The following is a 25846-nucleotide window of genomic DNA, read 5'->3' as shown; positions in this document are numbered from 1 at the left end:
TAACTGCTCAGATCAGGCATGAGGATAAAAGGATGCGCAAAAAGAATATCATTCTTTTTGTGTCAACTTCTTTATCGCTCATGTCTTTTTTATTGACTATATTGTAACCGTTATCACATAGCGTGATAGGAGGCTTGAAAAGATGAAAAATGCTTTTGGGGTTTTGCAGAAAATCGGACGGGCGCTTATGCTGCCTGTTGCAATCCTTCCGGCTGCCGGTATTTTGCTTGCGCTTGGGGATGCATTGCAGAATCCGGATCTCATGGGGAATATCGGCTTTTTGAATAGTGCTTTAATACAGCAGATTGCCTCTGTCATGCAAAGTGCCGGGGATATTGTATTTGCCAATCTGCCGCTATTATTTGCTGTTGGTGTTGCCATCGGGCTCTCGAATGGGGATGGTGTAGCGGGTATTGCTGCCATCATCGGCTATCTGATCATGAATGTGACGATGAGTGCGGTCCTCATCGCTAATGGCAGCATACCGGAAGATGCTGTGGAACAAGCGGAATTCCTTGCCGGGAATAATCCGGCGTATACATCGATGATTGGAATCCCGACACTTGCTACAGGAGTGTTCGGCGGAATCATCGTCGGTGTGCTGGCAGCTATTATGTTCAATAAGTTTTACAAAGTAGAGTTACCGCAGTATTTGGGTTTTTTCGCAGGTAAACGTTTTGTTCCAATCGTGACATCTCTTGCAGCATTAGTGCTTGGTCTGGTGATGCTTGTCATCTGGCCGCCGATCCAGCATGCACTGAATAGCTTCTCGAGCGGCCTGTTATCTTCCAATATGACGCTCACAGCATTCGTTTTTGGTGTCATCGAGCGGGCACTGATTCCGTTCGGACTGCATCACATCTTTTATTCGCCGTTCTGGTATGAATTTTTCAGCTATACAAATTCGGCTGGTGAATTGATTCGTGGTGATCAGCGCATCTTCATGGAACAAATCAGGGACGGAGCAGAGCTGACAGCAGGTACATTCATGACTGGCAGATATCCGTTCATGATGTTCGGTTTACCGGCGGCTGCTTTGGCCATCTATCATGAAGCAAGTCCCAAAAGGAAGAAAGTTGTTGCCGGATTGATGGGGTCGGCTGCTCTGACATCCTTCCTGACAGGAATCACCGAGCCGCTTGATTTCTCTTTCTTGTTCGTTGCGCCTTTATTATACGCTGTGCACTGTGTGTTTGCCGGCCTTTCTTATATGACGATGTACATACTGGATATCAAAGTAGGAATGACCTTCTCCGGTGGTTTCATTGATTTCTTCCTGTACGGAATCCTGCCGAATCGAACCGATTGGTGGCTGGTCATTCCAGTCGGACTGGCATTTGCGGTCATCTACTATTTCGGATTCCGATTTGCCATTCGCAAATTCAATTTGATGACGCCAGGGCGCGAAAAGGAAATGGCGGAAGATACAAACGAAGCCAATGTGCAGACTGGGGGATTGGCGTATCACGTACTTGATGCAATGGGCAACAAAGATAATATCAAATATTTGGACGCTTGCTTAACGCGTCTCCGTGTCACAGTGAATGATAAAAACAAAGTCGACAAAAAAGCACTGGAGAAACTAGGTGCAGCGGGTGTGCTGGAGGTAGGCAACAATATGCAAGCCATCTTTGGGCCAAGATCCGAAGGGCTGAAAGAGCAAATGCGTGATATCATGAACGGCAGAATTCCGAGAGCACAGGCTATACTCGCTGCAGAATCCGGTGATTTGGTGGAAGATGCTGCATCAGACTTCCTTCAGGACGATCCAAGAGCGCAACCGTTTGTGATGCCTATGTCTGGTACACTCCATTCTCTGGAGGGTGTGCCGGATTTGGTCTTCTCGGAAAAGCTGATGGGAGATGGTTTTGCAATCGAACCTACCGATGGAACAGTTGTTTCACCGATTAACGGAGAAGTCATCCACATCTTCCCGACCAAGCACGCGATTGGATTACAAGCAGACGATGGTCGTGAAATATTGATTCATATCGGTTTGGAAACAGTGAACTTGAAAGGCAAAGGTTTTCAGGTTTTCGTGAAGGAAGGAGACCGGGTGACTATGGGGCAAAAGTTGATAGAAGCAGATCTTACAATAATAGCAGCCAATGTCCCCTCGTTGCTATCGCCGATTATATTCACAAACCTCCATGCTGCGGAAAAAGTGGTTTTTCAAGAAGGAGAGCGAGTTGAAATGGAACAGGGAGGTAAAATCACAGTAACATTGTTTTAAGAAAATAGTTCGCCAGTAAAACAAGGCAGCCGTCTGATTAATGGACAGCTGCCTTTGTTCATTTGTATTGCTTGAACCATTGTTTCCATTTGTCCTTGCCTGATTTCAGCAAAGATTCCGTTGTCTTATCGTACTTTTGCTTCTGATATTCCATGTAGCTTGCAGATGCGATCAGCAATAAGCCAGCTCCGATAAGATACAGCCACCACGGAGCACTGCCCCAAAGCATGCGCGTATTAAAGAATAAATTGAACACGATGGTAATTGTTCCTGTCAGGAAATAAGCACGATATTTCCTTATGAATCCGATGATAGCCGCCGCTAAGGAAAGGCTGCCAAGGGATAATGCATCATGAATCGTCATAGTCGATAGTCCATCGATCACTAATATTCCAAACCCGATTGTGAGCAATGTCAGCTCGATATTCGGGGTCACATCAGGGTCATAAAAGAATAAGCGTAAAATGACCAGGACGAGTAATGCAATCGGCACGACGTATAACTCTGTTGTCAAATAAGGACTGATATCCGCGATTTGCAGCGCAAGCAGATACGGATACAAACAAGAGACAATGGCAGCCAGCCGGATATAACGTCTTTCAGCTGGAGGTGCTGTATATACGCTGATAGCAAATAACAATAGCGGAACAGTCAAGCCGAACAGCGTATCCACAAAGCCTGATGCGTAAGCGGTGACGCCTGCAAGACTGCCGATGAAGCAATAAATGATCGTAAAGATCCGATATATATCCACTCTATTCCAAACAGATTGATCTGCTGCCAGGAAAGACTGGTAACTGTTGCAGCTGGTGATTGCTAGACCAATGCTGCCTGCCAGCAATAAATAAGCTGTACGGATTTCCTCGCCTATCGTTCCGTAGAGAAGCAAAATGGCCATCAGCAGGAACAATGTACAGGAAGATATAAGCACCAGCTTCCATTGATGCTGGTGGTAGACAGCCACTGCACCTGCAATGAGGCTCAACAAAATGATCTGCCAAGAGAAAGAAATGGTAAGCTCAGTCAAAGCGAACAGCAAAATGAACTGATAAGCAGCCAATAAGCTGTATTGCAGTATATGACGCCATTTTGGCAGCAGCGCAAACGTGCCGGCTATGCACAGAGCTGTCACTGCTGCAGTCAATGTCATCAGATGCGTCAATTCTGTGTAGTGATGCAAATGCGTTATCACAAGAAGGAAGAATACAAAGATACTCGTATTCGCAAAAATGAACCTTTCGATGATTTGTTTAACCCAATGAGCAGACAAGACGAACTGGGCCAGCGGCAGGATAAACCAAGCTGGCGGAACCAAATCAAGGAGTTGTGCAAAGAATATCCACATGATCGCAAAGAAAGCCACAGCATGACTAGTCCAAAAGAAATAAACTGCGCCTATCGACGACCGCTGCCGCAGGAAAATACTTGCCGCAAACAGAATAACATTGCATAAAAGAATATAAGCAATTGTTACATTTGGGCCTTCGATATTGAATAAATCCTGAAGCGAACTATAAGCCAGGATGATGGAACCAATTACAGACATCCACAACGGATGTTTACGGAAGACAAGAAGTGCCGCGAATTGAATACCGACATTGACAAACGTTACAGCCGTAATGGTCGCAGCTGGCAGATTCCACGATAAGATGGCTGTTAAAGCAGCCAAGCTTTGCAGGATCTGTCCAGTTAGAAAGAATGATAGAAACAGCGGTTGGTACTGGTATTTCCGGCAAATCAAAGCAACGGCGACAGTGATCAATGCGATGAAAGTAGCGTGCCCGGAAATGCCGATGTGCTGCTGGTAAAACATATTTTCCGCATGCAATCGGTAACCACCCAGATATAGAGCCGCGATGAAGCTGATTGGTGTAATGATCTTACTTACCAGTACAATCTCTGGATTTTCTTTCGAGAAACAGAAAAAGCCGGCTGCAGCCACTAACAGCAGAAGATAGCTATTTGCTTCATATAAACCATAACTATGATTCACGAAGAATAATGGGATGACTATTCCAACTGCCGCCCAGCTGATTGTCCCTTGGAATAGTTTCAAATAAGACGTCTTCTTTGGCCGGATATAACAATACGCCAGCCCGACGAAAGCCAATGTCGCAAATATACTCGTCTGCAGCCACACGGGGGCGCTTGTCACATGAAGCAGCCGATATATGACTACAATGAGAAGCCCTACACTTGGATAGCTGTAATGTGGATTGCGCGAGGTCATGGTCCACACTGTGTATTGAATCAGCAGGAATAAGATACCGACCAAGTACGCCCAATCGAATTCATAGGAATAAAGTAAAACGGAAAAGAACAGGAACAGAAATCCATTGATGCTATGAATCAAGCTTTCATAGATATTGTGCAGCCATCTTGGCAAATTCCATGTCAATAAAACCAGCACAAATCCGATACTCATGAATTGACCTAAGAACAGGTTGAAATAAGAATTGATTTCCAAAAGCAGCAGAATGCCTGAAATCAATGTAAATACCATAAACCCAAAGTGATAGAGCTTGCTGTAATTTTTGGCAGCAAGTATCAGTGCGTTGATTCCAATCAACAGCAACGTCAGGTCATACGTGATGGCGCCGCTTATAAGAATGATGGTGATGATGGCTTCCGTTCCTAGCTTCATTTGCAGGTAATATGGCCAATATTGCTGTAATATTGGAAGTTTGAAAGATTTGCGTATCGTTCGCTCAAACAAGAGCAGCAGTAAATTGGCTAGCTGTAAACAGAATAAAAATGCACTATATGTAGTTGTCACATATAGCAGTGCCGAGATCAGTGTCGACGATATGCCGACATACGTCACCCATATGAAGGCTTTGGATCCTGTGCGTGCTGCCACGGAATAGTACAAGGCAGTACAGCCCAGTGCAGCGACGGTTCCTATCAAAGCCGCTCCGTCACCCCCGAAGGATAGATAGCTGCCGAACAGCTGGTAGTAAGAAGCGGAGAAAATGACAATCGGCACGAACAACGCAGCCAGCATCAAAAAAGCAAAAGCTGTCTGCGGAATGGCGAATTTATAGCTGATATAGCTCAAGCCTGCGAACAGGAAAGGAATCAAGCTGATCAACAGCACCTTGCCTAAAGAGGAGAAGTTTCCCCAATTGGACGTGCCGAGATACAATCCGCCAAAGAAAAGCATGATGATTCCGAGGACAAGTACAATCGTTAAATTGCGCTCCCGTATTTGTTCAGGGGTCTTTTGTTTTTTAAATGATGTTTTCTCATGCACAGAAGGTCTTGGTGCAGCTTGTGTTTGTACTGCTGCAGCAGCTGTTTGCTGCACCGGAAGCTGCTTTTTCGGCATTTGTGCTTCCCTGGATTTGGATGCCTCATAAAGCTGCTTCGTCCGATAACCGGTCAAAACACTTGAGTGCGCTTCGCTAGATATGTAGCCTTGCTCTAATAAATCCTGAAGTTTCCTTTCGAAGGCATCTCCTGATTTATTTGGCGGCTGAGTATCCATTTTTTCACCTCGCAATGTATTGGCTGTTATTTCCAATCTTATTATATAGAAGTGGAACTTGTCTGAAAAGACGTGTCATTCCTTTCATTTCGGTTTTCTGTTATGATAGGCGGTAGAAAACGTGAACGACACAGTTCATATAGAAGGAGAATGAAAATGAAGGATTTTCTACAATTACAAGATAAGCATATTGTCATCATGGGTGTTGCCAATGATCGCAGTATCGCATGGGGTGTTGCGCAATCCTTGTATGCAGCAGGTGCGAAACTTATTTTTACATACCGCCAGGAGCGTTCTGCTAAAAAGTTGAACAAGCTATTGGAAAAGAATGAAATGGAAGCAGCAGTCATCCAATGTGATGTAAATGATGATGACAGCATCGCATCCGCATTCGCAGAAATCAAAGAAAAGTTCACGACTGTCCATGGTCTTGTGCATTCTGTAGCACACGCGCACCAGGAAGATTTGAGAGGTGATTTCATCGATACTTCTCGTGATGGTTATGCATTTGCACAGGATACAAGTGCTTATTCACTAGTTGCTGTAGCAAAAGCAGTTCGCCCGATTATGTCAGAAGGCGGCTCCATCGTGACGATGAGCTACCTTGGTGCTGATCGTGTGCTGCAAGGCTACAATGTCATGGGTGTTGCAAAAGCGGCGTTGGAAGCAAGCGTGCGCTACTTGGCAAATGACCTTGGTCCGGATAACATCCGTATCAATGCGATTTCCGCAGGCCCGATCCGTACATTGGCTGCCAAAGGTGTACCATCTTTCAATGATATTCTTTCCAAAGTGGAGCACACTGCACCGCTTCGCCGTAATGTTTCCGCTGAAGAAGTCGGCGACATGACAGTTGGCTTGCTAGGCGCTCTTTCCCGCGGTGTAACTGGCGAAATACTTTATGTTGATGCTGGCTTCAATATCATCGGTATTGGCTGATTTAGTGATGAATCCGTCCTGATTTTGATCAGGGCGGTTTTTTAGATGACAATGGAAACGTGGGAAATACCTTCTAATCGCAATTAATTTATTGGAAAAGCTAGATCTTGGGATCTGGCTTTTTATTTTGGAAAAAAGTTCTTTTCAAATGGAAAAGGCTGGTGTATACTTTGGTGTATCAAGTGTACTACTATAACTAATACAGTTAATACAGAAAACTGATTGAGGTGAATACATGTTTGAACTTGACTTGCGGAGCGGCAAGCCGATTTATGAACAAATCGTCGATAAGTTCAAGGAACTGATCATCAATCAGGTGCTGGAAACGGACGAGAAGCTTCCTTCGGTACGGGAGCTGGCCCAGCAGCTGACGATCAATCCAAATACAATCCAAAAAGCATACCGTGAATTAGAGAATCAGGAATTGATATATTCCGTGAAGGGGCGAGGAAGTTTCGTGAACGCAATCAACGTACAAATCGATCCGCAGAAAGTGAAGCACATGCAGGAAGAATTGAAAAAAATGCTGACCGAAGCACTTTTTATCGGCATGACAGCAGATGAAATCCGGGATATAGTAGAGTGCCAGCTGCGCAATGGAGGAGGAAGCGATACATGATCAAAGCAGTGGAAATCAGTAAGAAATTCGATCGGAAGCAAGTGCTGGATCAAGTGGGCTTCCAGGTGAGAAAAGGGACGATTTATGGTCTGCTCGGTTCCAATGGTGCTGGTAAGACGACAATCATGCGAATCCTGGCTGGAATATTGAAGCAGGACAAAGGCTGTGTACTGGTTGATGGAAAATCGGTATTCGAAAATGTGGCTTTGAAACAGCGTATCATCTTTATGCCGGATATCCTTTATTTCCTACCGCAATATACGGTCAAGCAAATGGGACGCTATTATGCCGATATGTACGCCAATTGGGACCAGCAGCGTTATGACCAGCTGATCAGCCAATTCAAACTTGAGAATAAGAAAGTCGCTACCTTTTCAAAAGGGATGCAGCGTCAAGTGGCCTTTTGCCTGGCCTTGGCGGCAAAGCCTGATTATCTGATCATGGATGAACCGCTGGATGGACTGGATGCTGTTGTGCGGCAGCGAATCAAAGGCTTACTCATGAATGACGTAGCGGAGAGGGAGATGACGGTCCTTATTTCTTCCCACAATCTGCGCGAAATGGAAAACCTCTGTGACGACGTCGGCATTGTACATAAAGGGAAGATGATCCTGGAGCGCAATCTGGATGACATGATCACAGAGGTTCAAAAAGTTCAGTTCGCATTGCGAAAAGGGCAGGACATGAGTTTCATGGAAAAACTGAACATCCTGCATGAAGAAAAACGCGGAAGCATCCATCTTCTGATCGTCAAATCGGATCGTCGGGAATTGGAAGGACTTCTGGCAGCACAAAATCCAGTGGTGCTGGATATGCTGCCGCTGTCCTTGGAAGAAATATTCATTTATGAAATGGGAGGTGCTGGCTATGCCATCGAAAACATCCTCGATTAAGAAGCAGATCATTTTGCATGATATTCGCCAGGTTGGTTGGCTTGGTGTGCTGTACTTTTTGGCTTTATTACTAATCCTGCCAATACATATCATCATCCAGTATTCCAACCCGCAGGCAAGAGAGTTTATGGAAAAAGGGAATTTATTCTTATATATTCCTGAAATTCAATGGCTTCTGTCCATCACGGTGCCGGTGCTGATGGGAATATTATTGCTGCGCTACTTGCACAAAAAACAGACATCTGATTTTATTCACAGTTTGCCAATTAAAAGAGCATCATTATATCATCATCATCTAGTGGCTGGACTGGCGATATTAATTATGCCGATTATATTGAATGCACTGATTCTGCTAGGGTTACAAGCATTCTCTGGTATAGGGGATTATTTTAATATGATGCATGTGTTTTCTTGGCTTGGCATCATATTATTCCTGAATGTTTTTATGCTATTGGCTACCTTTTTCACTGGAATGATCACAGGGATGTTTTCCATGCACTTTGTGCTCACCTATATCCTAGTCTTGCTACCGGCAGGTCTTGCACTCTTGTTGTTTGCAAACATGGGTATATTATTCATAGGTTTCCCAATAGAATACTATACGAATATAGCCATCTATAAGTTCTCACCGATTTCGTATTTCCTATACAACTTCAATCCTGATCCAGATTTAACTTGGATTGTGACGTTAGCATATGCAGCAGCAGGCATTCTGCTATACCTGGCTGCATACTGGTTATACGTTAATCGGCGTATGGAGGCTACCTCCCAAGCGATCGTATATCCATTCATGCGGCCTGTTTTCCGATATGGTGTCACCCTCTGCTTCATGATGGCAGGTGGATATTATTTTCATGTTGTATCGTTTTCATTCGCATGGGTGATATTCGGTTATGTTGCAGGATCTCTGATCGGGTTTATCATCGCTGAAGCAATATTGAATAAAACCTGGAAAATATACAGCAGCTATAAATCTTATCTGATATTCGTAGTTTCTTTAGCTGTAATACTATTGGCAGTTAATCTTGTAAAAGAGAATTATGAAAATAAGATTCCTGCTGCTGACAATGTTGAAAAAGTTTATTTCGGAGACTCCTATTCTTATACGGGGAATCCGGAAGATTTGGAACCGGGTACCAAGCCGCTATTTTTCACGGATAAGCAGGATATTGAAAGAGTTCGGGCTTTGCATGAGCAAGCGATAGATGCACCGAAGGCAGATGATTATTACGAAGGTGATTTGCGTTCGACCTTTATCGTATACGAGCTGAAAAACGGTAAAAAGGTAGCAAGATCATACACTTATTCTCTCGACGACAGTGCAGAACTGAAAAGTCTTCAATATGAGATTGAAGGAACGAATGCGTATAAGTATGCAAATAATGCAGTCTTCAATTTTAATTCAGACGAAATCTATGGCGTGGATGTAACATCGAATAGCATGAAGCAAAGCAGCACTACCATCTCTGATCCGCAACTGATCAATAAGCTATTGGAAGCTATCAAGAAAGATATCGAGATCGGCGACCCGCAAGAGGATTCAGAGCAAACACAAACCTATTCTTTTGATTTCCTGACAAATAAAAACCAAGGAAGTTCCTATTATGCTTCTTTTGATGATGGTGACAAAAATACAATTAAGGTCCTTCAGGAAGCAGGGCTTTATGATGATTTAAAAGTTTATCCTGAAGATATTTCCAGTATTGATTTAGAGAATTATGAACGGGACTATAGTATAACGATAGATGACCCTGAAGATATCAAGCATATTAGGGATCACATGGTCTATTACAGTGACAACGAAGATTCGTATTATGTAACGTTCCATCTTAATAGAGGACAAAGCATGCAGGATGAATTTTCCATTGAATACGACGATCTCCCAGACTCTATCAAAACCCAACTGGAGGAATAAGACGTGGCTAGCGATCATGCATATGTGATGGAGAATGTGTTTCAGCATATCTATTCGCTTTACCATCAGCGCGTTTATCATGCAGCACAAAAGGTGCTGCGTGATCCGCAGCTGGCGGAAGATGCGGCGCAAGAGACGTTCATCAAAGCTTATCGGAATCTGGATAAGCTGGATGATATGTCAAAGGCGGGTGCATGGCTGGCTACGATTGCTTCCAGGACAGCGATTGATATGCTTCGCAAGGAAGGAAAGCGAAAGTTCATCAGCATAGAGCTGGCAAACTGGGAGCTGGAGCAGTATTATCTGGAGCATATCGTCACGAGAGAAGTGGAACTGCGGGAGACCATACAAGAGCTAGAGCAGGACATCCAGGGTCTCAAACCGAAGCATCGGGAAGTGCTTGCACTCCGATATATGAATGATATGAAAGACAGTGAGATTGCAGCATCTTTGGCTTTGCCAAAAGGTACGGTGAAAACAAGATTATACCGTGCAAAGGCGGCGATCAAGCAGGCGAAGCAGCAACGGGATAAAATGGCATCAGTTTAAAAGATACAGATCTGCTTAAGATCTGTATCTTTTTTGACGAACTTTTTCTTTCAATCAAACGTGTCATTATTGTATAATTTAGATGAAATAATAAAATAATTCAAAATATGTTCGGTTTTGGGGTGCTTTATGAGTGAAAAGTTGATTTTAGATGTGGATACTGGCATTGATGATGCAATAGCCATACTTTTAGCGGTCAAAAGTGAAGAACTGGACCTGATCGGCATTACAACGGGCTGCGGTAATGTATCGCTTGAAGCAGCCACCACTAACACGTGTAAGGTGCTGGATTTGATTGAAGCGCCAGCCATTCCTGTAGTGTGTGGCAGTGAAGCACCATTGAAACGACAGCCGCATTATGAACATAAAGTGCATGGTACTGACGGTATCGGAGGCGCGCTGCAGGATGTTGTCTCGCATAGGGAAGTAGCTGAAGGAAACGCTGCCGACTTCATGATCGAGCAAGTCATGAAGAACCCTGGCGACGTTACGATCGTCTGCACAGGACCATTGACTAATCTAGCAGTGGCCATCATGCGGAATCCTTCCATTGTCAGCAATGTGAAGGAAGTCATCTATATGGGCGGTGCAATCAACGGGATTGGGAACGTCACCCCGGTTGCAGAGTTCAATACCTATGCTGATCCCGAAGCTGCAAGCATTGTTTTGGATGCTGGTATACCAAAGCTTACGCAAGTCGGACTGGATGTTACCAAAAAAGCGCTGCTGACAGATAAGCATATCGATGCGATCCAGCAACCTGTGCTGCATGATTTTGTGAAAACAAGTACAGCAACGTATCGTAAAGCATTTTATGAGCAAAATGGCATTTGGGCCTGCGCCATGCATGATCCGCTTGCAGTCGGTGTGCTGATCGACCCTACTTTGGTCGGGAAGACAGCGTGTACAGTCGCCGTAGAAACGAACAGTACTTACTGTGACGGGCAAACAGTGTGGGACAGACAAGGAAAATGGGGGAAACCTGCCAATGTCCAAGTGTGCATGACCGTTGAGAATGAGCGTTTTCTGGATTTATTGACTAATGTACTGAACCAAGCTTAAGATCATACATTGAAACAGGGGAGTCTGCGTCTGCAGGCTCTTTTTATATGCTAATATTAGAAGCGTTTGCGCAGTTCCGATATAATGGAAGAAAATCATGAAGATGAAGGTGAGTCGCATGCCAGATTATAATAAGACACTCTATGATTACATCATGGACAGCGCTCCTCAAATCACGGATCGCTGGGCCAAATTGTTATATGACTATAAAGATTCGATTTATGCGGATGATGCTGGACAGGAGATGCGTGCGAAGCTTCGGAAACAGCATAAAATGACGATTGAAACAGTAGCAAGTGCAATTTTGGAAGATGAAACGGAATATGAGAAGCATGTGAAATTATGGGTGGAAAAAGTGGCGAATAGTCGCGTGCAGACGAACACACCGATTCATGAAGTGCTGCAGGCAGTTGGGAAATCAGGAACGGTCATATGGGAATTCATCGAATCATTCACGGAAGAACATAAGCAGGATATCACTCCGGCGATGGTCATACGCTGGTCCAAGAACCTTCACCGTGCCCTCGATGAGGTCATCAATAAATTTACGAAATTATATTATGAGCTGACTGACAGGAAAATCAAGAGTCAGCGCGAAGAACTACATAAGATAAGCTCTCCAGTCATTCCTATCATCAAAGGCATCGGAGTATTTCCGTTGGTTGGACACATCAGTGAGCGGCGAGCGGAGCTGATCATCCAGTACATACCGCAAGTGTGCAAGGAGAAGGATATCGAAACGCTCTTCATCGATCTGTCTGGAGCGAGTTTCAACGAGACGTATGTGAGGGAAAAGCTCAGGCAAATGGTGCGAATTCTGAAGATGCTTGGAATAGACTGTGCAGTAGCCGGTCTGCGTCCCGATTTGGTGATGCTTTTGGGAGGAGACAGACAAGTCAAGGATATCTTTTTCTATAATTCCCTTCAGCAAGCGTTGGCGCATTATGGTTTGACCCGCAATTGATTTTACAAGTACAAGGAGGGTTCTGATGAGAGTTGAACACTTGACAGTAAAAGCAAATGGATTGAATCTGCATATGGCGGCGGCTGGTCCGAATGATGGCAAACTGGTGATCCTTCTGCATGGATTCCCTGAATTCTGGTATGGTTGGAAGGAACAGATCGTGCCGATTGCAGAACAAGGTTTCCGGGTTTTGGCACTGGATCAGCGCGGCTATAATCTGAGTGATAAACCAGAAGGTACAGCCAATTATGTCCTGGACACCCTGCGTGATGATGTAATCGATGTGATGCGCGTTTTCCAACGGGACAAGGCCATCATCATCGGACATGATTGGGGAGGAGCCGTCGGCTGGCATATGGCGGTGACACGACCGGAGCATGTTGAGAAATTCATTGCTATCAATATGCCGCATCCCGCTGCCATGCCAAAGGTTCTTGCCACGCAGCCGCTGCAATGGTTCAAGAGTTCCTATATGGCTTTTTTCCAGATGGAAGATGTGCCGGAACGTTCCTTGGCAGCTAATGATTATCAAGCTCTCGCGATGGCACTGACGAAATTCAGCCAGAATGGTACATTTTCGCAAATGGATGTGGAAAATTACAAGGAATCTTGGGCTAAGCCTGGTGCGCTTACGGGCATGCTGAATTGGTACCGGGCGCTGACGGAGAAAGACAATATCAGTATGTATGGGAAGAAGGACGACGTCATGGTTCATGTACCAACAAAGATCATTTGGGGTATCAAGGACCAATTCCTTCTGAAGAAATTGGCTAAGGAATCAGCCAAGTATTGTACGGATCATGAGCTTGTGTATATTGATGATGCGACCCATTGGGTGCATCACGAACAGCCTGATATCGTGAACAGCCTGATTAAATCCTTCCTCGAAGAAAATATCCAAGTGGCAAAAGGAGCGAGGGTATGACGTTCGATTTGCATACACATCATTATCGATGCGGACACGCAGAAGGTCAAATAGAGGACTACGTGAAAGCCGCGATAGAAAAAGGATTGGAATATATCGGAATTGCCGATCACTCTCCGTATTTTTATAGTGAGGAAGATCAGCTTTTTCCTGGCATCGCCATGCCGATCAGCGGTTTTGAAGCGTATGTTCAGGAAGTGCTGCATTTGAAAGAGAAATACAAGGATCAGATTCATGTGTTATTGGGCATGGAAAGTGATTACTTTCCTCAGCATGCGGCCTTATATGCGGATTACTACCGAAAATATCCCTTTGACTATATAATCGGCTCGGTCCATTATGTGGATGAAGTGAATATCTTCAAGCAAGGAAGATGGGATGGTTTGACGGAAGCTGCCCGCATCAAGGTGAAAGAAACTTATTATGATCTGATTCAGCAATCAGCTAAAAGCGGCATATTTCAAGTGCTTGGTCATATCGATGCAATGAAAGGCTTCTATCCTGCCTTTTCAGATATTCCTGCGGACGATGCAATCGAACAGACATTGAAAGTGATCGGGGAAGCTGGGGTAGCCATCGAGGTAAATACATCAGGAGGCACGAAGGCTGTCGGGGGCTGGTATCCTTCTGACTCGATCCTTGAACGTGCACTGCATTATGGTGTGGAAATTTCCTTCGGTTCAGATGCGCATATACCTTCTCGGATCGGCGAGGATTTCGACAAAGTGAAGATGCGCTTGAAAGAAATTGGATTCAAAGAAATGGTGTACTTCGTTCAAAAGCAGAAAAAGTCGCTGCCATTGTAATTCCTTTTTTGTTTACTTTCATCATGACGGGGTATGTATATACCAATAAAGCAAACAAAAAAGTCGAAGGAGTGTTCATAATGGCACAAGCACAAACAGTAGACAAACACGAAGTGAAAGAGCAGGCAAAAGCAGGTTCCAAGTTATTGACTGGAGCAGTCGCAGGAGCAGTCACAGGAGCGGCGATTGTTTTACTTAATAAGCAAACGCGTCAGAAAGTATTCCAGAATGTCGGTGTAGCTAAGGATACTGTTGTAAGCTTCGTAAAAGAGGCTAAACAGGATCCGCAAGGGACTAAAGAACAAGTGATGTCCAAAGTGCAAGACGCAACTGAGCTTGCAAAAGATGCTGCTAACGACGTGAAAAATGTTTATGACAAAGCACAAAATGAAATCATGTCTTCTGTGAATGATGTACAGGAGGATTCTAAATCCGCGCTTGGCACAGTAAAAGAAGTGAAAGAAGATTTGAAAAATGCTGGCAGCAAAGCAAAAGAAGCCTCCAATACACTAATGGATGCGAAACCGGATAGTGCACCTGATAATCCGATGACTAAACCGAAAAATGAAGACAGCAGCAAATCCAACGGCCAGAACAACCAACCTGTCAACAAAACGACAACTTCTCCTGTTACGAAAACAACACCGTCTTCTAAATAATATAACTAAAAAACGCCTCCAGCGGGAGGCGTTTTTTTAGTTGGTGATTTCTTTGATATACTGTCCGATATCATTGCTTTGGGAATCAAGATCCTGAATATCTTCCATGAATTCCACCATCACGCGGGATTGCTCCTCAGATGCTGTGGATACTTCCCCGATGCTCAACGTCAAATTCTCCATATTCGTCCGGATTTCTTGAAGGGATTGGCCGATCGTGCCGACAGCATCTTTCGTTCCGATGGAAAGCTTACGGATTTCATCCGCAACGACGCCGAACCCTCTGCCAGCATCGCCAGAACGAGCTGCTTCGATTGCAGCATTTAAGCCAAGCAAGTTGGTCTGTGTCGAAATATCTTCGATCAATTGCACAACCTTACGGATTTCCTGCGAGTTAGCATTCGCATGGGCAGCTTGGCTATTGATATCTGTGCTCGTAGCAGAAAGCTCTTCTGCCTGAGCGGCAACTTGCTGAACTTTTCCTTGCAGACTGCTGACAATGGCACGTAATTCATCAAGTTCTGCGTCTAAAAGCTCTTCATCCTTTAGAGTTTTAGTGATTTGAAGGACACCGACTATCTCGCCATTTTCATCTCGAATGGGATTGGCATTATTCTGCATGCCGATTCCAAAACGATCTTTCGGGATGAGGCCTTGGATTTTCTCACCCTGAAGTGCCTTGCGCAGCAGGTCATTATCATCTGTGAAAGCATAATCACCAACTTTGATTCCTGTATTTAGATCTTTAGAAGGAGAGAAATAGACGAAGTTTTCTCTGTCTGTCACTACTACTACATGATTTTCCCCGATATTCTTCTTGATTTCTGGCGCTAAATGAACCATTGCTTGTATTGTAGGATGCATGAATTGATTACCTCCTTAATTTTGGTTCGTTACTTTTTTCATAGTTTCGATGATTTGCTTGCTCTTTTTATCCAGATCCTGAATATCATCCATGAATTCGACCATGACAACAGACTGCTCCTCGGATGATGTGGATACTTCATTGATGCTTAATGTAAGATTTTCGATGCTTGATCGTATTTCCGAGAGAGATTTACCGATTGTCTGCACCGCATCTTTCGTATTATCGGAAAGTTTGCGAATTTCATCTGCAACGACACCGAAGCCTTTACCTGCTTCGCCGGAACGAGCTGCTTCGATTGCTGCATTCAATCCAAGAAGATTGGTTTGAGTGGAGATCTGTTCGATTAACTGGACGACCTCACCTATTTGGCGGGAATTTTGGTTTGCGTTGTTTGCTTGTTGGTTGATGTCACTGCTGGTAGCGGAAAGCTCTTCTGCCTGTGCGGCTACATGCTGTACTTTACCTTGCAGTGCGTCGATTACCCCATTCAGCTTGTTAAGTTCTTGGTCAAGCTTCTGCTGATGCTCCAATGTTCGTGTCAGTGACAGGAGACCTACGATTTCATTCGTTTCTAAATCTCGAATTGGGGTGATGGAAGTCACAACTGGAGCACCAAGGTATTCATAATCTTCCGTTATGGTAAAGACGATTTGCTCTCCTTTGATTGCTCGCAGATAAACATCATGTTCATCCAGCCTATCTTTTCCTACTTCCATGTTCAGTGACAGCATGTTCGATGGAGCGAAGTATACAACCTTTACCGTATCCAGTACGGCCATTGCAGATGTCGGGCCTAATGTATCTTTTATAATCGGGGCAATATTGATTACTGCCTGAAGAGTTGAATTCATAACAAGAGCTCCTTTGTACATAATTTACCTTTATATCGGCAAGAAGTACTAGAAAGTGTAGGATATCATTGGGAAAAGTCTGAATTTGTCAAAATTTGTAGAAAAGTTTCTGGATGAGAATTTCGGGGAAAAGCCGAGTAAAACACTATCAGGGAGGTTTATTCTATGTATACCGATTTGAAAGGAAAGACAGCGATTGTCACTGGTTCATCCAAGGGAATCGGGCGGGCTGTCGCTGAACGCTTCGGGCATGAGGGAATGAATGTGGTCGTCAATTACCGCGGGGATGAAGATGGGGCGAACCAAGCGGCTGAAAATATTCGTCAAGCAGGCGGAAGTGCTATTGTCATCCAAGCGGATGTCTCTCAAAAAGACGAGGTGCTGCGATTATTTGAAGCTGCGTTGGACGAATTCGGTAGCGTGGACGTGATGGTGAATAACTCCGGATTCAGTAAACCAGCACCATTTCACGAAATGGATGAAGATACTTGGAGAAGTGTCATTGATGTGAATCTGACCGGAACTTTCTTGGGTGGTCAAACTGCTCTTCGTTATATGCTGGAGAATGATATAAAAGGCAGTATCATCAATATGTCGAGTGTGCATCAGCAAATTCCGAAGCCGTCTGATAGTCATTACGCTGCTTCCAAAGGCGGAATCAAGCTTTTGACAGAAACGATGGCACTTGAGTATGCAGACAAAGGCATCCGGGTGAATGCAATTGCTCCAGGTACGATTGCGACAGAAGGAAATGATGATACGAATCCGGAAAATGAGGAGAAGCAAATGAAAAAGATACCGATGCAATCTTTTGGTAAACCAGAAGAAGTTGCAGCGGCAGCGGCATGGCTTGCATCCAAGGAAGCAAGCTATGTAACGGGCACAACACTCTTCGTCGATGGTGGAATGACATTATATCCTTCCCAACTTGAACTCTGACAGGTGACGCAAACGTCACTTGTACGAACAAGATGTTACCTGAAAAGCAGGAACTCAAACACCTTTCCTTCTATTATCAAGAGATAAGAGAAATGTGAAGGAGAGAATGGTATGGAACAAATCCTTTTCATTGTCGCGATGCTGATGCTTGGGTCTACTATTTTGCTTGTTATAGCAGCGATCTTGTCCAACGGGGTAAGGGTATTTTTCGATCTTACAAGTAATTACATGCGGATGGCTGTGTTCTGCTTTGCTGTCTATATCATCAGCTTTGGCATCTATTTTGTCATCAACAATTAAAAAAAGCGCCCCGCGGCGCTTTTCTCATTGGTCGATATGCATTTCCAGATGCGGATAATCCTTGAATCCTTGCCAGTCTCCGCCCCATTGGAAGCCGAGATCTTTGGCAATTGCGACTACTTCCATCCAGTCCGACTCTCCGTTTTTGTTACCATCATACTCCATATCCCAAATGACGTTTCCGGGTTCCGGTTCCAAGGCAAAGTCAATGGCCAGACCATAATTATGCATGGATTCGCCTCCTTGGACATTGGTGACGATCTGTCCATCCGTTGTTCTTCCTTGAGCGTACAGCTTGTCTTGTTCTTCATTGGATCGATAGTCATCCGTGATGATGATGGATATACCAATATCGGAAGCTTTCTTTACTAGCTCGTTCATATTTTTTTCTACTGTTGGGTGAAGACCGGAAATGTCGTCTGCGTTCATGGAATCGGCAGGAGTGGATGATTTGGGCGGAAGCTGCTCTATGTGCAAAAAGCCGAATAGGATCAACGCTGCAACTGTCATAAGCAAAGTCGTTACTATAATCCTTTTCCAGTGCAAATTCTATTCTCCTTTTGTAATCTCTTATATTGTATTTCTAGCATAGCCGAATGAGAGAGAGATTGCACGTTTTGAAGAGTATATTTAATAGGAAAGGTTGGGGAATTAAGGAAGGGGGAGAAAGCGGCCATGATCAGCTTGTCTGGGCTTGTCTCATCATGCGCTTCTCGATATTTGCGTCCAGATTCCGGATGCGTTTCAATGCTTCTTGCTTGGTGATGGTCTTATAATGATGGGCGCCGCCTGCTTCTTCGTCTGCTGTATCTGCTTCAGCTACCACTTGCTGTAATGGATCAAGCTTCAGATTATGTTCTGGCAAATAAGAATCTGTATGCAGAAGGATAGCCAAGGAAATTGCTTTCGCTGCCTGAGGATCTTCCCCTAAACGGATCAATAGTTTATGTGCACGAGCAGCACCTTTGATGGCATGGATATCATTTTGTTTGTATAAGTCATAGTCCCATTTACCATCACGATACCATTCATAGTGACCGATATCATGCAGCAATGCGGCTTTGACTGCAGTGTCTGGATCAACGCCCTTATTTTCACTGATGACCAATGCCTTTTCGGCAACCGAGATTGCATGGGCCTGCCCGGAACGCCCTAGATATTTCATTGCGATGGGATGTGTATAAATCTGCTCCAAAGTCACGTTTCTCATTAGTAAGATCTCCTTTCCCTGTAAAAGTATATTGTTCAAAATATTATCACGCCTGCTTGAAGTGTGCAAGTGAAAAATGCTGGAATCCATGTATATGACATAACCGTTTCCAGCCAAACTAAAACATATTGTCATCTTGCATATGGGCTTAAGTGCGCTTTGTTGCATTTAATATATGCTATGCTAAAATAATTGTTACCATAAACTGTTACATATAATAATCATAAAGAAGGAAGAGACAGCATGAAGGAATATGTAAGTTTGTTACGTCAGGGAAGTAAGTCAGCAGCATTGGCAGCGGTGGTCAACCTGGTCATTGCAATTGTCAAAGGAGCAGCTTTCCTTTTTACAGGTAATGTAGCAATGTTCGCAGAAACGATGCATAGTTTCGGCGATGCAGCCAACCAGTTATTTGTTTATGTCGGATCTGCACTAAGCAAAAAAGCACCGACAGAAAGATTTCCGGGAGGATTCGGCCGGGCGGTCAACTTGGTATTGCTTGGGGCGGTCTTGATCGTTGGTATTCTTGCATATGAGACGATCCGTGAGGGCATTACACATCTGGCGCATCCTTCAGAATCGGAAGGGTTATGGATCAGTATTACAGTACTTGCACTCAGTTGTATCCTGGAAGGGTATGTACTGCTGAAAGCTATGCGCGAGATTGCTCATGAAAGCGAATCAGGTGCAAAGGGTCTTGCGGTCATCCCGATGAGTTTCGTCCATGTAAAACGGGCAAAACCAGCTACTAAGTTGGTCTTCATGGAAGATTTGGTCGCAACCAGTGGTGGATTGGTGGCCATCATCGCCATCTTGATAGCTGCGTATACACCTTTTTATCAGGCTGAGGGGATCGCTTCGATTATTATTGGTGCTATGATGTTTCTAGTAGTAGGACGCGTTTTCCTTGATAATGCAGCAGGTGTCATCGGGGAAGCTGACGAAGAAATGGCAGACAAAATCGGTAACATTCTTTTTGCAGATAAAGATGTACGGGACGTCCAGGAAATGACGGTCGTAAAAGAAGGGGAATCCTTCCATGTCGAAGCTAAATTGGAAATCGACCCGACAATGACAGTAGCTGAAGCAGACGATATCAAAGATCGGCTTGAAGCACAGATCATGGCGTATAGAGGGGTTACGGATGTCATTATTGAGTTTGATGAGGACGATAAAAATCAAGCCTGGAAAAGCAAAGAATAAGGAAGCTGCATATGCGGCTTCCTTATTTTTTATTACGATGACATATAGTCGCCGCCATTTACATGGATGAACTGTCCAGTGATGTAAGCCGCCTCATCGGAAGCGAGCAGCACGTAACTGCCGATAAGGTCAACGGGCTGACCAGGTCTTCCCAGGGGAGTCTGGGTACCGAATTCTTCCAATTGTTTTTGCGGCATCGTTGCCGGTATAAGAGGAGTCCAGATCGGTCCGGGAGCGACACCATTCACACGGATCCCTTTAGCAGCCAAACCTTTTGCCAATGACCTGGTAAAAGCCACGATTGCTCCTTTGGTGGAGCTGTAATCGAGCAAGGTAGGGCTGCCGATGTACGTTGTGATGGAAGAGGTATTGATGATACAGTTTCCTTTACCTAAGTGCGGAAGAGCAGCTTGAGTAAGGTAAAAGTAGCTAAAGAAATTCGTCCGGAAAGTCCGTTCAAGCTGCTCTGGTGTAATATCAGCCAAATCGTTCTGCACCTCCTGTCGTGCAGCATTGTTGACCAAGATATCGATTTTGTTGAAATCACGTACAACCTGTTCGATCAGATTGGCACAGAACGCAGCATCGCTTATATCTCCAGGATAAATCACACATTTGACACCTTCTTGCTCGATCCGCTTCTTTGCATACGCTGCATCCGTATGTTCATCCAAATAAGAAATTGCGATGTCTGCACCCTCCTTGGCATAAGCGATAGCGACAGCGCGTCCGATACCGCTGTCTCCGCCGGTGATGAGGATAACTTTTCCGCTAAGTTTACCGCTGCCCTTCCAGTGATCGAATTCCTCGATCGGGAGCGGGTCCATCTCGTGCTGGAGTCCGGGCTGTTTGGTTTGCTGTTTGCCGGGATTTCCGTCTTTCATGAAATCATATAAATCCATGTTACTGCCTCCTTTTAGTCGATAAAAGAAATTATTGACATAATCATCTTGTTCTAAAACGCGGTGTGGGTGAATAAGTTCCTTTGGATGGGTTTTTTTCGGCAGGGATTTGAGCTAGAATAGACGAAAGAAGAAATGGAAAGGAGATGGTTGCAATGCGTGGTTATGAAGATTACATTGCAGAGCTTTTCGCTTTTGACGATCCATTCTTTCGTTCAACAGACCTTGATTTTGATATAGATGTAAAGCGTATGGAAAAGACAGTGGAGGATATAACAGCCTATCTGAACAGAAAGCCCGCGGAGAACTGATCCGCGGGCTTTAATTTTCGGCTTTATCAGCGGATTGGTTTATACTAGGAAAAGAGAGCATGATACATAAATAGATTACGTTCCAGCATGAGAGGGAAAAGAGTATTATCATCACAATATCGAGGAGGCAAAATCATGTCCAATCAAACTAGAATCATTGAAGAGCTGCAAGTGAAACCAACCATAGATGCGAAACAGGAGATCCGCAGCCGAATCGACTTCCTGAAGGAATATTTGCTTAAAACCGGTGCAAAAGGATTCGTTCTCGGCATCAGCGGGGGACAGGATTCCACATTGGCAGGACGCCTTGCGCAGCTTGCAATCGAGGAATTGAAAAAGGAAGGCAAAGATGTTACCTTCGCTGCTGTTCGTTTACCTTATGGCGAGCAAGCGGATGAAGAAGATGCACAACTGGCGATGAAGTTCATCGATCCGGCTGAATCATATGTGTACAATATCAAGGAGCCGGTCCTGGATGCAGCTGCCGCTTATGAAGATGCAGCCGGTGAGAAGCTTGCTGATTACCATAAAGGGAATATCAAAGCGCGGATGCGCATGATTGCGCAGTACGCAATCGGCGGACAAAAGGGCTTGCTTGTTCTTGGAACAGATCATGCAGCAGAAGCAATCACTGGTTTCTTTACAAAATACGGTGATGGCGGTGCGGATGTTCTGCCGCTCAGCGGTCTGAATAAACGTCAAGGTAAGCAGCTGCTGATCGAACTCGGTGCTCCAGAGCGTTTATATGAAAAATTGCCAACTGCTGATTTGCTCGATGATAAACCGGGACAAGCTGATGAAACTGAGCTTGGATTGAAATATGAAGATATCGATGATTATCTGGAAGGGAAGATCATCGACGAGAAGACTGCCAAGCTTCTGGAGGATCGCTACATGAAAACGACGCATAAGCGTCACCAGCCAGCTTCCATTCATGATGATTGGTGGAAAGAATTATAAGGAAGGACGAGACTCCATTTGGGGTCTCGTTTTGTTTTGCAGCGGCTATACTTGAAAAAGGCAGATAGATGCGCAAAAATGGTACTAGCCGAAGGAGGAATACATACAAATGCTCAAAGAATTCAAAGAGTTTGCGTTACGCGGGAATGTAGTGGACTTGGCTGTTGCTGTAGTGATCGGTTCCGCGTTCAGCGCCATCACGACTTCCCTCGTCAACGATATCATCATGCCGCTTATCGGCATCATCACAGGCGGCCATGACTTCAGCGGACTGCAGTTCACTGTCGGCAGTGCTGTAGTGAGGTATGGTGCATTCATTCAAACTGTAATCAATTTCTTTTTGATTGCTGCAGCTTTATTCATGGTCGTAAAAGTCATGAATGGACTGAAACGCAAGCAGCCGCAAACGAAAGAAGTTGTCCAGAAGCTGACCGTGGAGCAGGAATTGCTGACAGAAATCCGCGATTTATTGAAAAAGGAAGATGAAGTGAAAGATCAGAGCTGATATGCTTAAATCGGTAATATTGCGGAATGTATAAGGATGTTGGAAAATAATACGCTTGGATTCTAAGAGTCCAAGCGTTTTTTGATGCTTTTTATTTTGGGAATGAATGATTCCAATGTAGTATGCCAGTCCCCGATTCAAATCAAACCAAAGAAATTCGTCATATACAATGCTGATAATAATATAAGGGTAAATATTAGTTGGCTGAGTGTTACTTTATAAGCATTTGGATTTTCTGCATACTTCCGTTCCATGATTACTCTAGTAATCTCAGAAGCGAAAATTAGTAGAAAGAGGAAAATGAACGGTTGTAAAAACCAATGCGTAAAATCATTTGAAACATTTATTACGAATCCTGCAAACATAAGAAAGAGGAAGGGAATTCTTAGTATCCAGTCGATTTTCATATGTTTTTCGTTCACGTAATTATATGAGAATATCCGTTTTCTTTCTACATGGAACAGTTTTCTCGTCATAGTGTTGAATAAGAAGGAGGAGAGAAATATGATCGTTAACAATAACAGAACACGCAGCCAAAAATCTGATGATTCTGCTACATACATGAAATACCCTCCCCCAAAAAAGCATTTCTATTTTCAGCTGGATGCTGACTAGTCAGTGATAAATTATCTCTTCATACTATATATGTATACTTTAACATAAAATTACATTTTATGTGATGCATCGCGTCCCCAGTATTTGTGAAGAAGCTCAGATTTTTTCTTCCTGCCTTTATGATTGTTACGTCGCGCTGATACTAAGTATTAAAAAGGGAGATATATTGGCGTTATTATATAATCTGATTAAATTCTGGCTCAACGGGAATGGTAAAATTACCTTCCTTATAATCTGTTATAATTTGGGTTATGAGGAGATGAGACAGCATGGAAGTTTTACGTACGCTTCATCCTTTTAGCTGGACGATCATCATCGGGACGGTGTTTGGCAGGATGGCAACTAGTATGAGCATTCCTTTCTTGGCGATTTATCTGACTCAGGAGAAAGGGGCTTCTGCGGGATTCACCGGTTTGATCATTGCAATCAGTTCGTTGGTTGGTGTATTATCCAGCTTTTATGGCGGATACTTTTCAGATCGGTTCGGCAGAAAGAAAATCATCATCATCAGTATCTTTGGCTGGTGCGGCGTTTTTGTGGGATTTGCCCTGGCTGATGCCATTTGGGTATTTTTCGTCATGAATGCTTTGAATGGATTATGCCGTTCTTTATTTGAACCGACATCCAAGGCGCTGTTATCCGATGTGACGGAGCAGAGAAATCGATTGCTCGTTTTCAATATGCGTTATACAGCAATCAATGTCGGCGTCGTGTTCGGGCCGCTTTTAGGCTTGTACTTTGGTTCGGCTTCTTCAACAGCGCCATTTTTGATAGCGGCCTTTGTTTATATCGCTTATGGATTTGTACTTGTTTTCCAATTTCTGCGAGTCAAGGTGGAAGAGACAACTGCTACAGATAGAAACGTGATCAGCGTCAAGGAAGCATTTCATGTCACCCGTAAAGATACACTGTTCATGTTCCTTTTGATCGGGGTCACCATCAGTGTGTTCGGGTATTCCCACTTCAGTGCGACACTGCCGCAATTTTTCGCAGCTGCGCCAAGTATCGAAGATGGAGCGAGGGTTTTCAGTATGATGCTGACACTGAATGCTCTGACCGTTTTGATCGTGCAATATCCGATTGTTGCGATTGCAAAACGGTATTCACTCGTATTATCTTTGATGCTCGGAAATGTTCTGATTGCTGTAAGCCTGCTCAGTATTGCCTTTTTGCATGAAGTCATCTGGATTGCAGCTGCGGTCATCCTGTTCACAATCGGTGAGGTGCTGTTATTCTCGATGTCGGATATGTTCATCGATGAAATTGCTCATCCGGATATGAAGGGAACCTATTTTGGGGCAATGGGCTTTACGGGCCTTGGAAATGTAGCAGGCCCGTTGGTCGGAGGTGTGCTGCTGGATCATTTCAGTGCGGTTCATCCGATTCCGATATTTACTATCATAGCCTTTCTCGTCATCATAGGTGCGCCATTCTTATTCCGAGTTTGGGAAATGCTAAAAGGGAAGGAGCAAAAAAAGATACCTGTTTTGGAAAAGGAGCATGTGAAATGACAAGTTATCCGCCGCTGCTGCAGGCATTCTATGCGCAGCCGACATTGGAGCTGGCTCAAAGCCTATTGGGGTGCTTGCTTGTGCATGAAACTCCGGAAGGGATCACCTCCGGTTATATTGTGGAGACCGAAGCTTACCGAGGCGCTCTTGACCGGGCAGCACACAGCTTCAATAACCGGCGTACGAAACGAACGGAAATCATGTTTCATGCCCCTGGGCATATTTATACGTACACGATGCATCGGCAAGTACTATTGAATGTTGTCAGTGCAGATGCTGAGACTCCGGAAGCAGTGCTTATCCGTGCCATTGAACCGAAAGATGGCATAGAGCTGATGGAAAAGCGCAGGCCAGGCCGCAAACCCAGGGAATTGACCAATGGTCCGGGCAAGCTCTGTCAGGCAATGGGTATCGTCCAATCGCATTATGGGGGGCATTTTACCAATCCACCGTTGTACATCACAGAAGGATACGCACCGGAGCAAGTGGAAATCGGACCCAGGATCGGGATTCCGAATGCACAGGAGGCCAAAGATTTTCCATGGCGATTCTGGGTGCATGGGAACAGATACGTTTCCAGGTGATTCCCTTTTTAAAACGGCCATAATCATGTAAAATGG

26 protein-coding genes are annotated in these 25846 nt (G+C 44.4%); 19 read left to right on the top strand and 7 right to left on the bottom strand.

Translation table 11 applies throughout. The features are described from left to right. Positions 1–142: 142 nt before the first annotated feature. Positions 143–2233: a glucose-specific PTS transporter subunit IIBC gene (gene ptsG, locus SFC66_RS15485; RefSeq protein ID WP_411219630.1), complete on the top strand. Its 2091-nt coding sequence runs from the start codon at positions 143–145 to the stop codon at positions 2231–2233. Positions 2234–2291: 58 nt separating this feature from the next. On the opposite strand, the gene SFC66_RS15480 is transcribed toward ptsG, so the two are convergent. Beyond that, positions 2292–5720 (bottom strand): hypothetical protein, encoded by a 3429-nt coding sequence (locus SFC66_RS15480; protein ID WP_411219629.1) that lies wholly within the window; start codon positions 5718–5720, stop codon positions 2292–2294. Positions 5721–5876: 156 nt separating this feature from the next. On the opposite strand from SFC66_RS15480, the gene fabI reads away from it, so the two are divergent. The 10 genes from fabI to SFC66_RS15430 all read left to right on the top strand — a co-directional run bounded on the left by fabI (position 5877) and on the right by SFC66_RS15430 (position 15051). Continuing rightward, complete coding sequence (gene fabI / locus SFC66_RS15475) at positions 5877–6659, top strand: enoyl-ACP reductase FabI (RefSeq protein WP_411219628.1); 783 nt, start codon at positions 5877–5879, stop codon at positions 6657–6659. Positions 6660–6894: 235 nt separating this feature from the next. Next, positions 6895–7278 (top strand): GntR family transcriptional regulator, encoded by a 384-nt coding sequence (locus tag SFC66_RS15470; protein ID WP_411219627.1) that lies wholly within the window; start codon positions 6895–6897, stop codon positions 7276–7278. Then, positions 7275–8171, top strand: coding sequence for an ABC transporter ATP-binding protein (locus tag SFC66_RS15465; protein ID WP_411219626.1), 897 nt, complete (start codon positions 7275–7277; stop codon positions 8169–8171). Before SFC66_RS15470 ends, SFC66_RS15465 begins: the two co-directional genes overlap by 4 nt. Beyond that, positions 8146–10086: a DUF6449 domain-containing protein gene (locus tag SFC66_RS15460; RefSeq protein ID WP_411219625.1), complete on the top strand. Its 1941-nt coding sequence runs from the start codon at positions 8146–8148 to the stop codon at positions 10084–10086. The genes SFC66_RS15465 and SFC66_RS15460 overlap by 26 nt, the downstream gene beginning before the upstream one ends. A 3-nt stretch (positions 10087–10089) precedes the next feature. After that, complete coding sequence (locus tag SFC66_RS15455) at positions 10090–10635, top strand: RNA polymerase sigma factor (protein ID WP_411219624.1); 546 nt, start codon at positions 10090–10092, stop codon at positions 10633–10635. A gap of 129 nt (positions 10636–10764) precedes the next feature. Further along, entirely contained in the window at positions 10765–11697 is a 933-nt protein-coding gene (locus SFC66_RS15450) for a nucleoside hydrolase (RefSeq protein WP_411219623.1), read from the top strand. 118 nt (positions 11698–11815) lie between these two features. Continuing rightward, positions 11816–12661: an STAS domain-containing protein gene (locus SFC66_RS15445; protein ID WP_411219622.1), complete on the top strand. Its 846-nt coding sequence runs from the start codon at positions 11816–11818 to the stop codon at positions 12659–12661. A gap of 25 nt (positions 12662–12686) precedes the next feature. Further along, positions 12687–13586: an alpha/beta fold hydrolase gene (locus tag SFC66_RS15440; RefSeq protein WP_411219621.1), complete on the top strand. Its 900-nt coding sequence runs from the start codon at positions 12687–12689 to the stop codon at positions 13584–13586. Then, positions 13583–14392 carry a histidinol-phosphatase gene (locus tag SFC66_RS15435; protein WP_411219620.1) on the top strand — a complete coding sequence of 270 codons (810 nt, stop codon included), beginning with the start codon at positions 13583–13585 and terminating at the stop codon, positions 14390–14392. Before SFC66_RS15440 ends, SFC66_RS15435 begins: the two co-directional genes overlap by 4 nt. 80 nt (positions 14393–14472) lie before the next feature. Continuing rightward, on the top strand, positions 14473–15051 hold the full coding sequence (locus SFC66_RS15430; protein WP_411219619.1) for a hypothetical protein: 579 nt from the start codon (positions 14473–14475) through the stop codon (positions 15049–15051). Positions 15052–15087: 36 nt separating this feature from the next. On the opposite strand, the gene SFC66_RS15425 is transcribed toward SFC66_RS15430, so the two are convergent. Together SFC66_RS15425 and SFC66_RS15420 are read right to left on the bottom strand one after the other, a co-directional pair. Continuing rightward, the gene (locus SFC66_RS15425) at positions 15088–15915 is read right to left on the bottom strand and encodes a methyl-accepting chemotaxis protein (protein ID WP_411219618.1); all 828 of its coding nucleotides are present in this window, start codon (positions 15913–15915) and stop codon (positions 15088–15090) included. Positions 15916–15930: 15 nt separating this feature from the next. Beyond that, positions 15931–16770, bottom strand: coding sequence for a methyl-accepting chemotaxis protein (locus SFC66_RS15420; RefSeq protein WP_411219617.1), 840 nt, complete (start codon positions 16768–16770; stop codon positions 15931–15933). A gap of 165 nt (positions 16771–16935) precedes the next feature. Here SFC66_RS15420 and SFC66_RS15415 point away from each other — a divergent pair, with 165 nt between their 5' ends. Then, a complete protein-coding gene (locus SFC66_RS15415) occupies positions 16936–17709 on the top strand; it encodes a glucose 1-dehydrogenase (protein WP_411219616.1) in 774 nt (257 codons plus the stop codon). A gap of 111 nt (positions 17710–17820) precedes the next feature. Then, entirely contained in the window at positions 17821–18009 is a 189-nt protein-coding gene (locus SFC66_RS15410) for a hypothetical protein (protein WP_411219615.1), read from the top strand. 24 nt (positions 18010–18033) lie between these two features. Here the strand turns inward: SFC66_RS15410 and SFC66_RS15405 are convergent, their stop codons facing one another. Together SFC66_RS15405 and SFC66_RS15400 are read right to left on the bottom strand one after the other, a co-directional pair. Beyond that, complete coding sequence (locus tag SFC66_RS15405; RefSeq protein ID WP_411219614.1) at positions 18034–18555, bottom strand: M15 family metallopeptidase; 522 nt, start codon at positions 18553–18555, stop codon at positions 18034–18036. A 133-nt stretch (positions 18556–18688) separates the two neighbouring features. Beyond that, positions 18689–19219 carry an HD domain-containing protein gene (locus SFC66_RS15400; protein ID WP_411219613.1) on the bottom strand — a complete coding sequence of 177 codons (531 nt, stop codon included), beginning with the start codon at positions 19217–19219 and terminating at the stop codon, positions 18689–18691. 243 nt (positions 19220–19462) lie between these two features. On the opposite strand from SFC66_RS15400, the gene SFC66_RS15395 reads away from it, so the two are divergent. Beyond that, positions 19463–20422: a cation diffusion facilitator family transporter gene (locus SFC66_RS15395; protein ID WP_411219612.1), complete on the top strand. Its 960-nt coding sequence runs from the start codon at positions 19463–19465 to the stop codon at positions 20420–20422. Between the two features lie 32 nt (positions 20423–20454). On the opposite strand, the gene SFC66_RS15390 is transcribed toward SFC66_RS15395, so the two are convergent. Beyond that, a complete protein-coding gene (locus SFC66_RS15390) occupies positions 20455–21324 on the bottom strand; it encodes an SDR family oxidoreductase (RefSeq protein ID WP_411219611.1) in 870 nt (289 codons plus the stop codon). 155 nt (positions 21325–21479) lie between these two features. Here SFC66_RS15390 and SFC66_RS15385 point away from each other — a divergent pair, with 155 nt between their 5' ends. The 3 genes from SFC66_RS15385 (at position 21480) to mscL (ending at position 23100) form a co-directional block, all read left to right on the top strand. Beyond that, positions 21480–21635: a hypothetical protein gene (locus SFC66_RS15385; protein WP_411219610.1), complete on the top strand. Its 156-nt coding sequence runs from the start codon at positions 21480–21482 to the stop codon at positions 21633–21635. 135 nt (positions 21636–21770) lie between these two features. Continuing rightward, positions 21771–22595, top strand: a complete 825-nt coding sequence (gene nadE / locus SFC66_RS15380) for an ammonia-dependent NAD(+) synthetase (RefSeq protein WP_411219609.1) — start codon at positions 21771–21773, stop codon at positions 22593–22595. Between the two features lie 109 nt (positions 22596–22704). Then, a complete protein-coding gene (gene mscL, locus SFC66_RS15375; protein ID WP_411219608.1) occupies positions 22705–23100 on the top strand; it encodes a large-conductance mechanosensitive channel protein MscL in 396 nt (131 codons plus the stop codon). Between the two features lie 137 nt (positions 23101–23237). On the opposite strand, the gene SFC66_RS15370 is transcribed toward mscL, so the two are convergent. After that, positions 23238–23663 carry a DUF4181 domain-containing protein gene (locus SFC66_RS15370; protein ID WP_411219607.1) on the bottom strand — a complete coding sequence of 142 codons (426 nt, stop codon included), beginning with the start codon at positions 23661–23663 and terminating at the stop codon, positions 23238–23240. A gap of 321 nt (positions 23664–23984) precedes the next feature. Between SFC66_RS15370 and SFC66_RS15365 the strand changes: the two genes are divergently transcribed. Both SFC66_RS15365 and SFC66_RS15360 read left to right on the top strand, forming a co-directional pair. Further along, on the top strand, positions 23985–25226 hold the full coding sequence (locus SFC66_RS15365) for an MDR family MFS transporter (RefSeq protein WP_411219606.1): 1242 nt from the start codon (positions 23985–23987) through the stop codon (positions 25224–25226). Further along, positions 25223–25810, top strand: a complete 588-nt coding sequence (locus SFC66_RS15360; RefSeq protein ID WP_411219605.1) for a DNA-3-methyladenine glycosylase — start codon at positions 25223–25225, stop codon at positions 25808–25810. The genes SFC66_RS15365 and SFC66_RS15360 overlap by 4 nt, the downstream gene beginning before the upstream one ends. Positions 25811–25846: the final 36 nt, after the last annotated feature.

The organism is Terribacillus saccharophilus (genome assembly GCF_046592895.1).
In the GTDB taxonomy this organism is placed as follows: domain Bacteria; phylum Bacillota; class Bacilli; order Bacillales; family Amphibacillaceae; genus Terribacillus; species Terribacillus saccharophilus_D.
The sequence above is the reverse complement of the archived record's forward strand: the minus strand, read 5'-3'. Positions and strand labels throughout refer to the sequence as shown.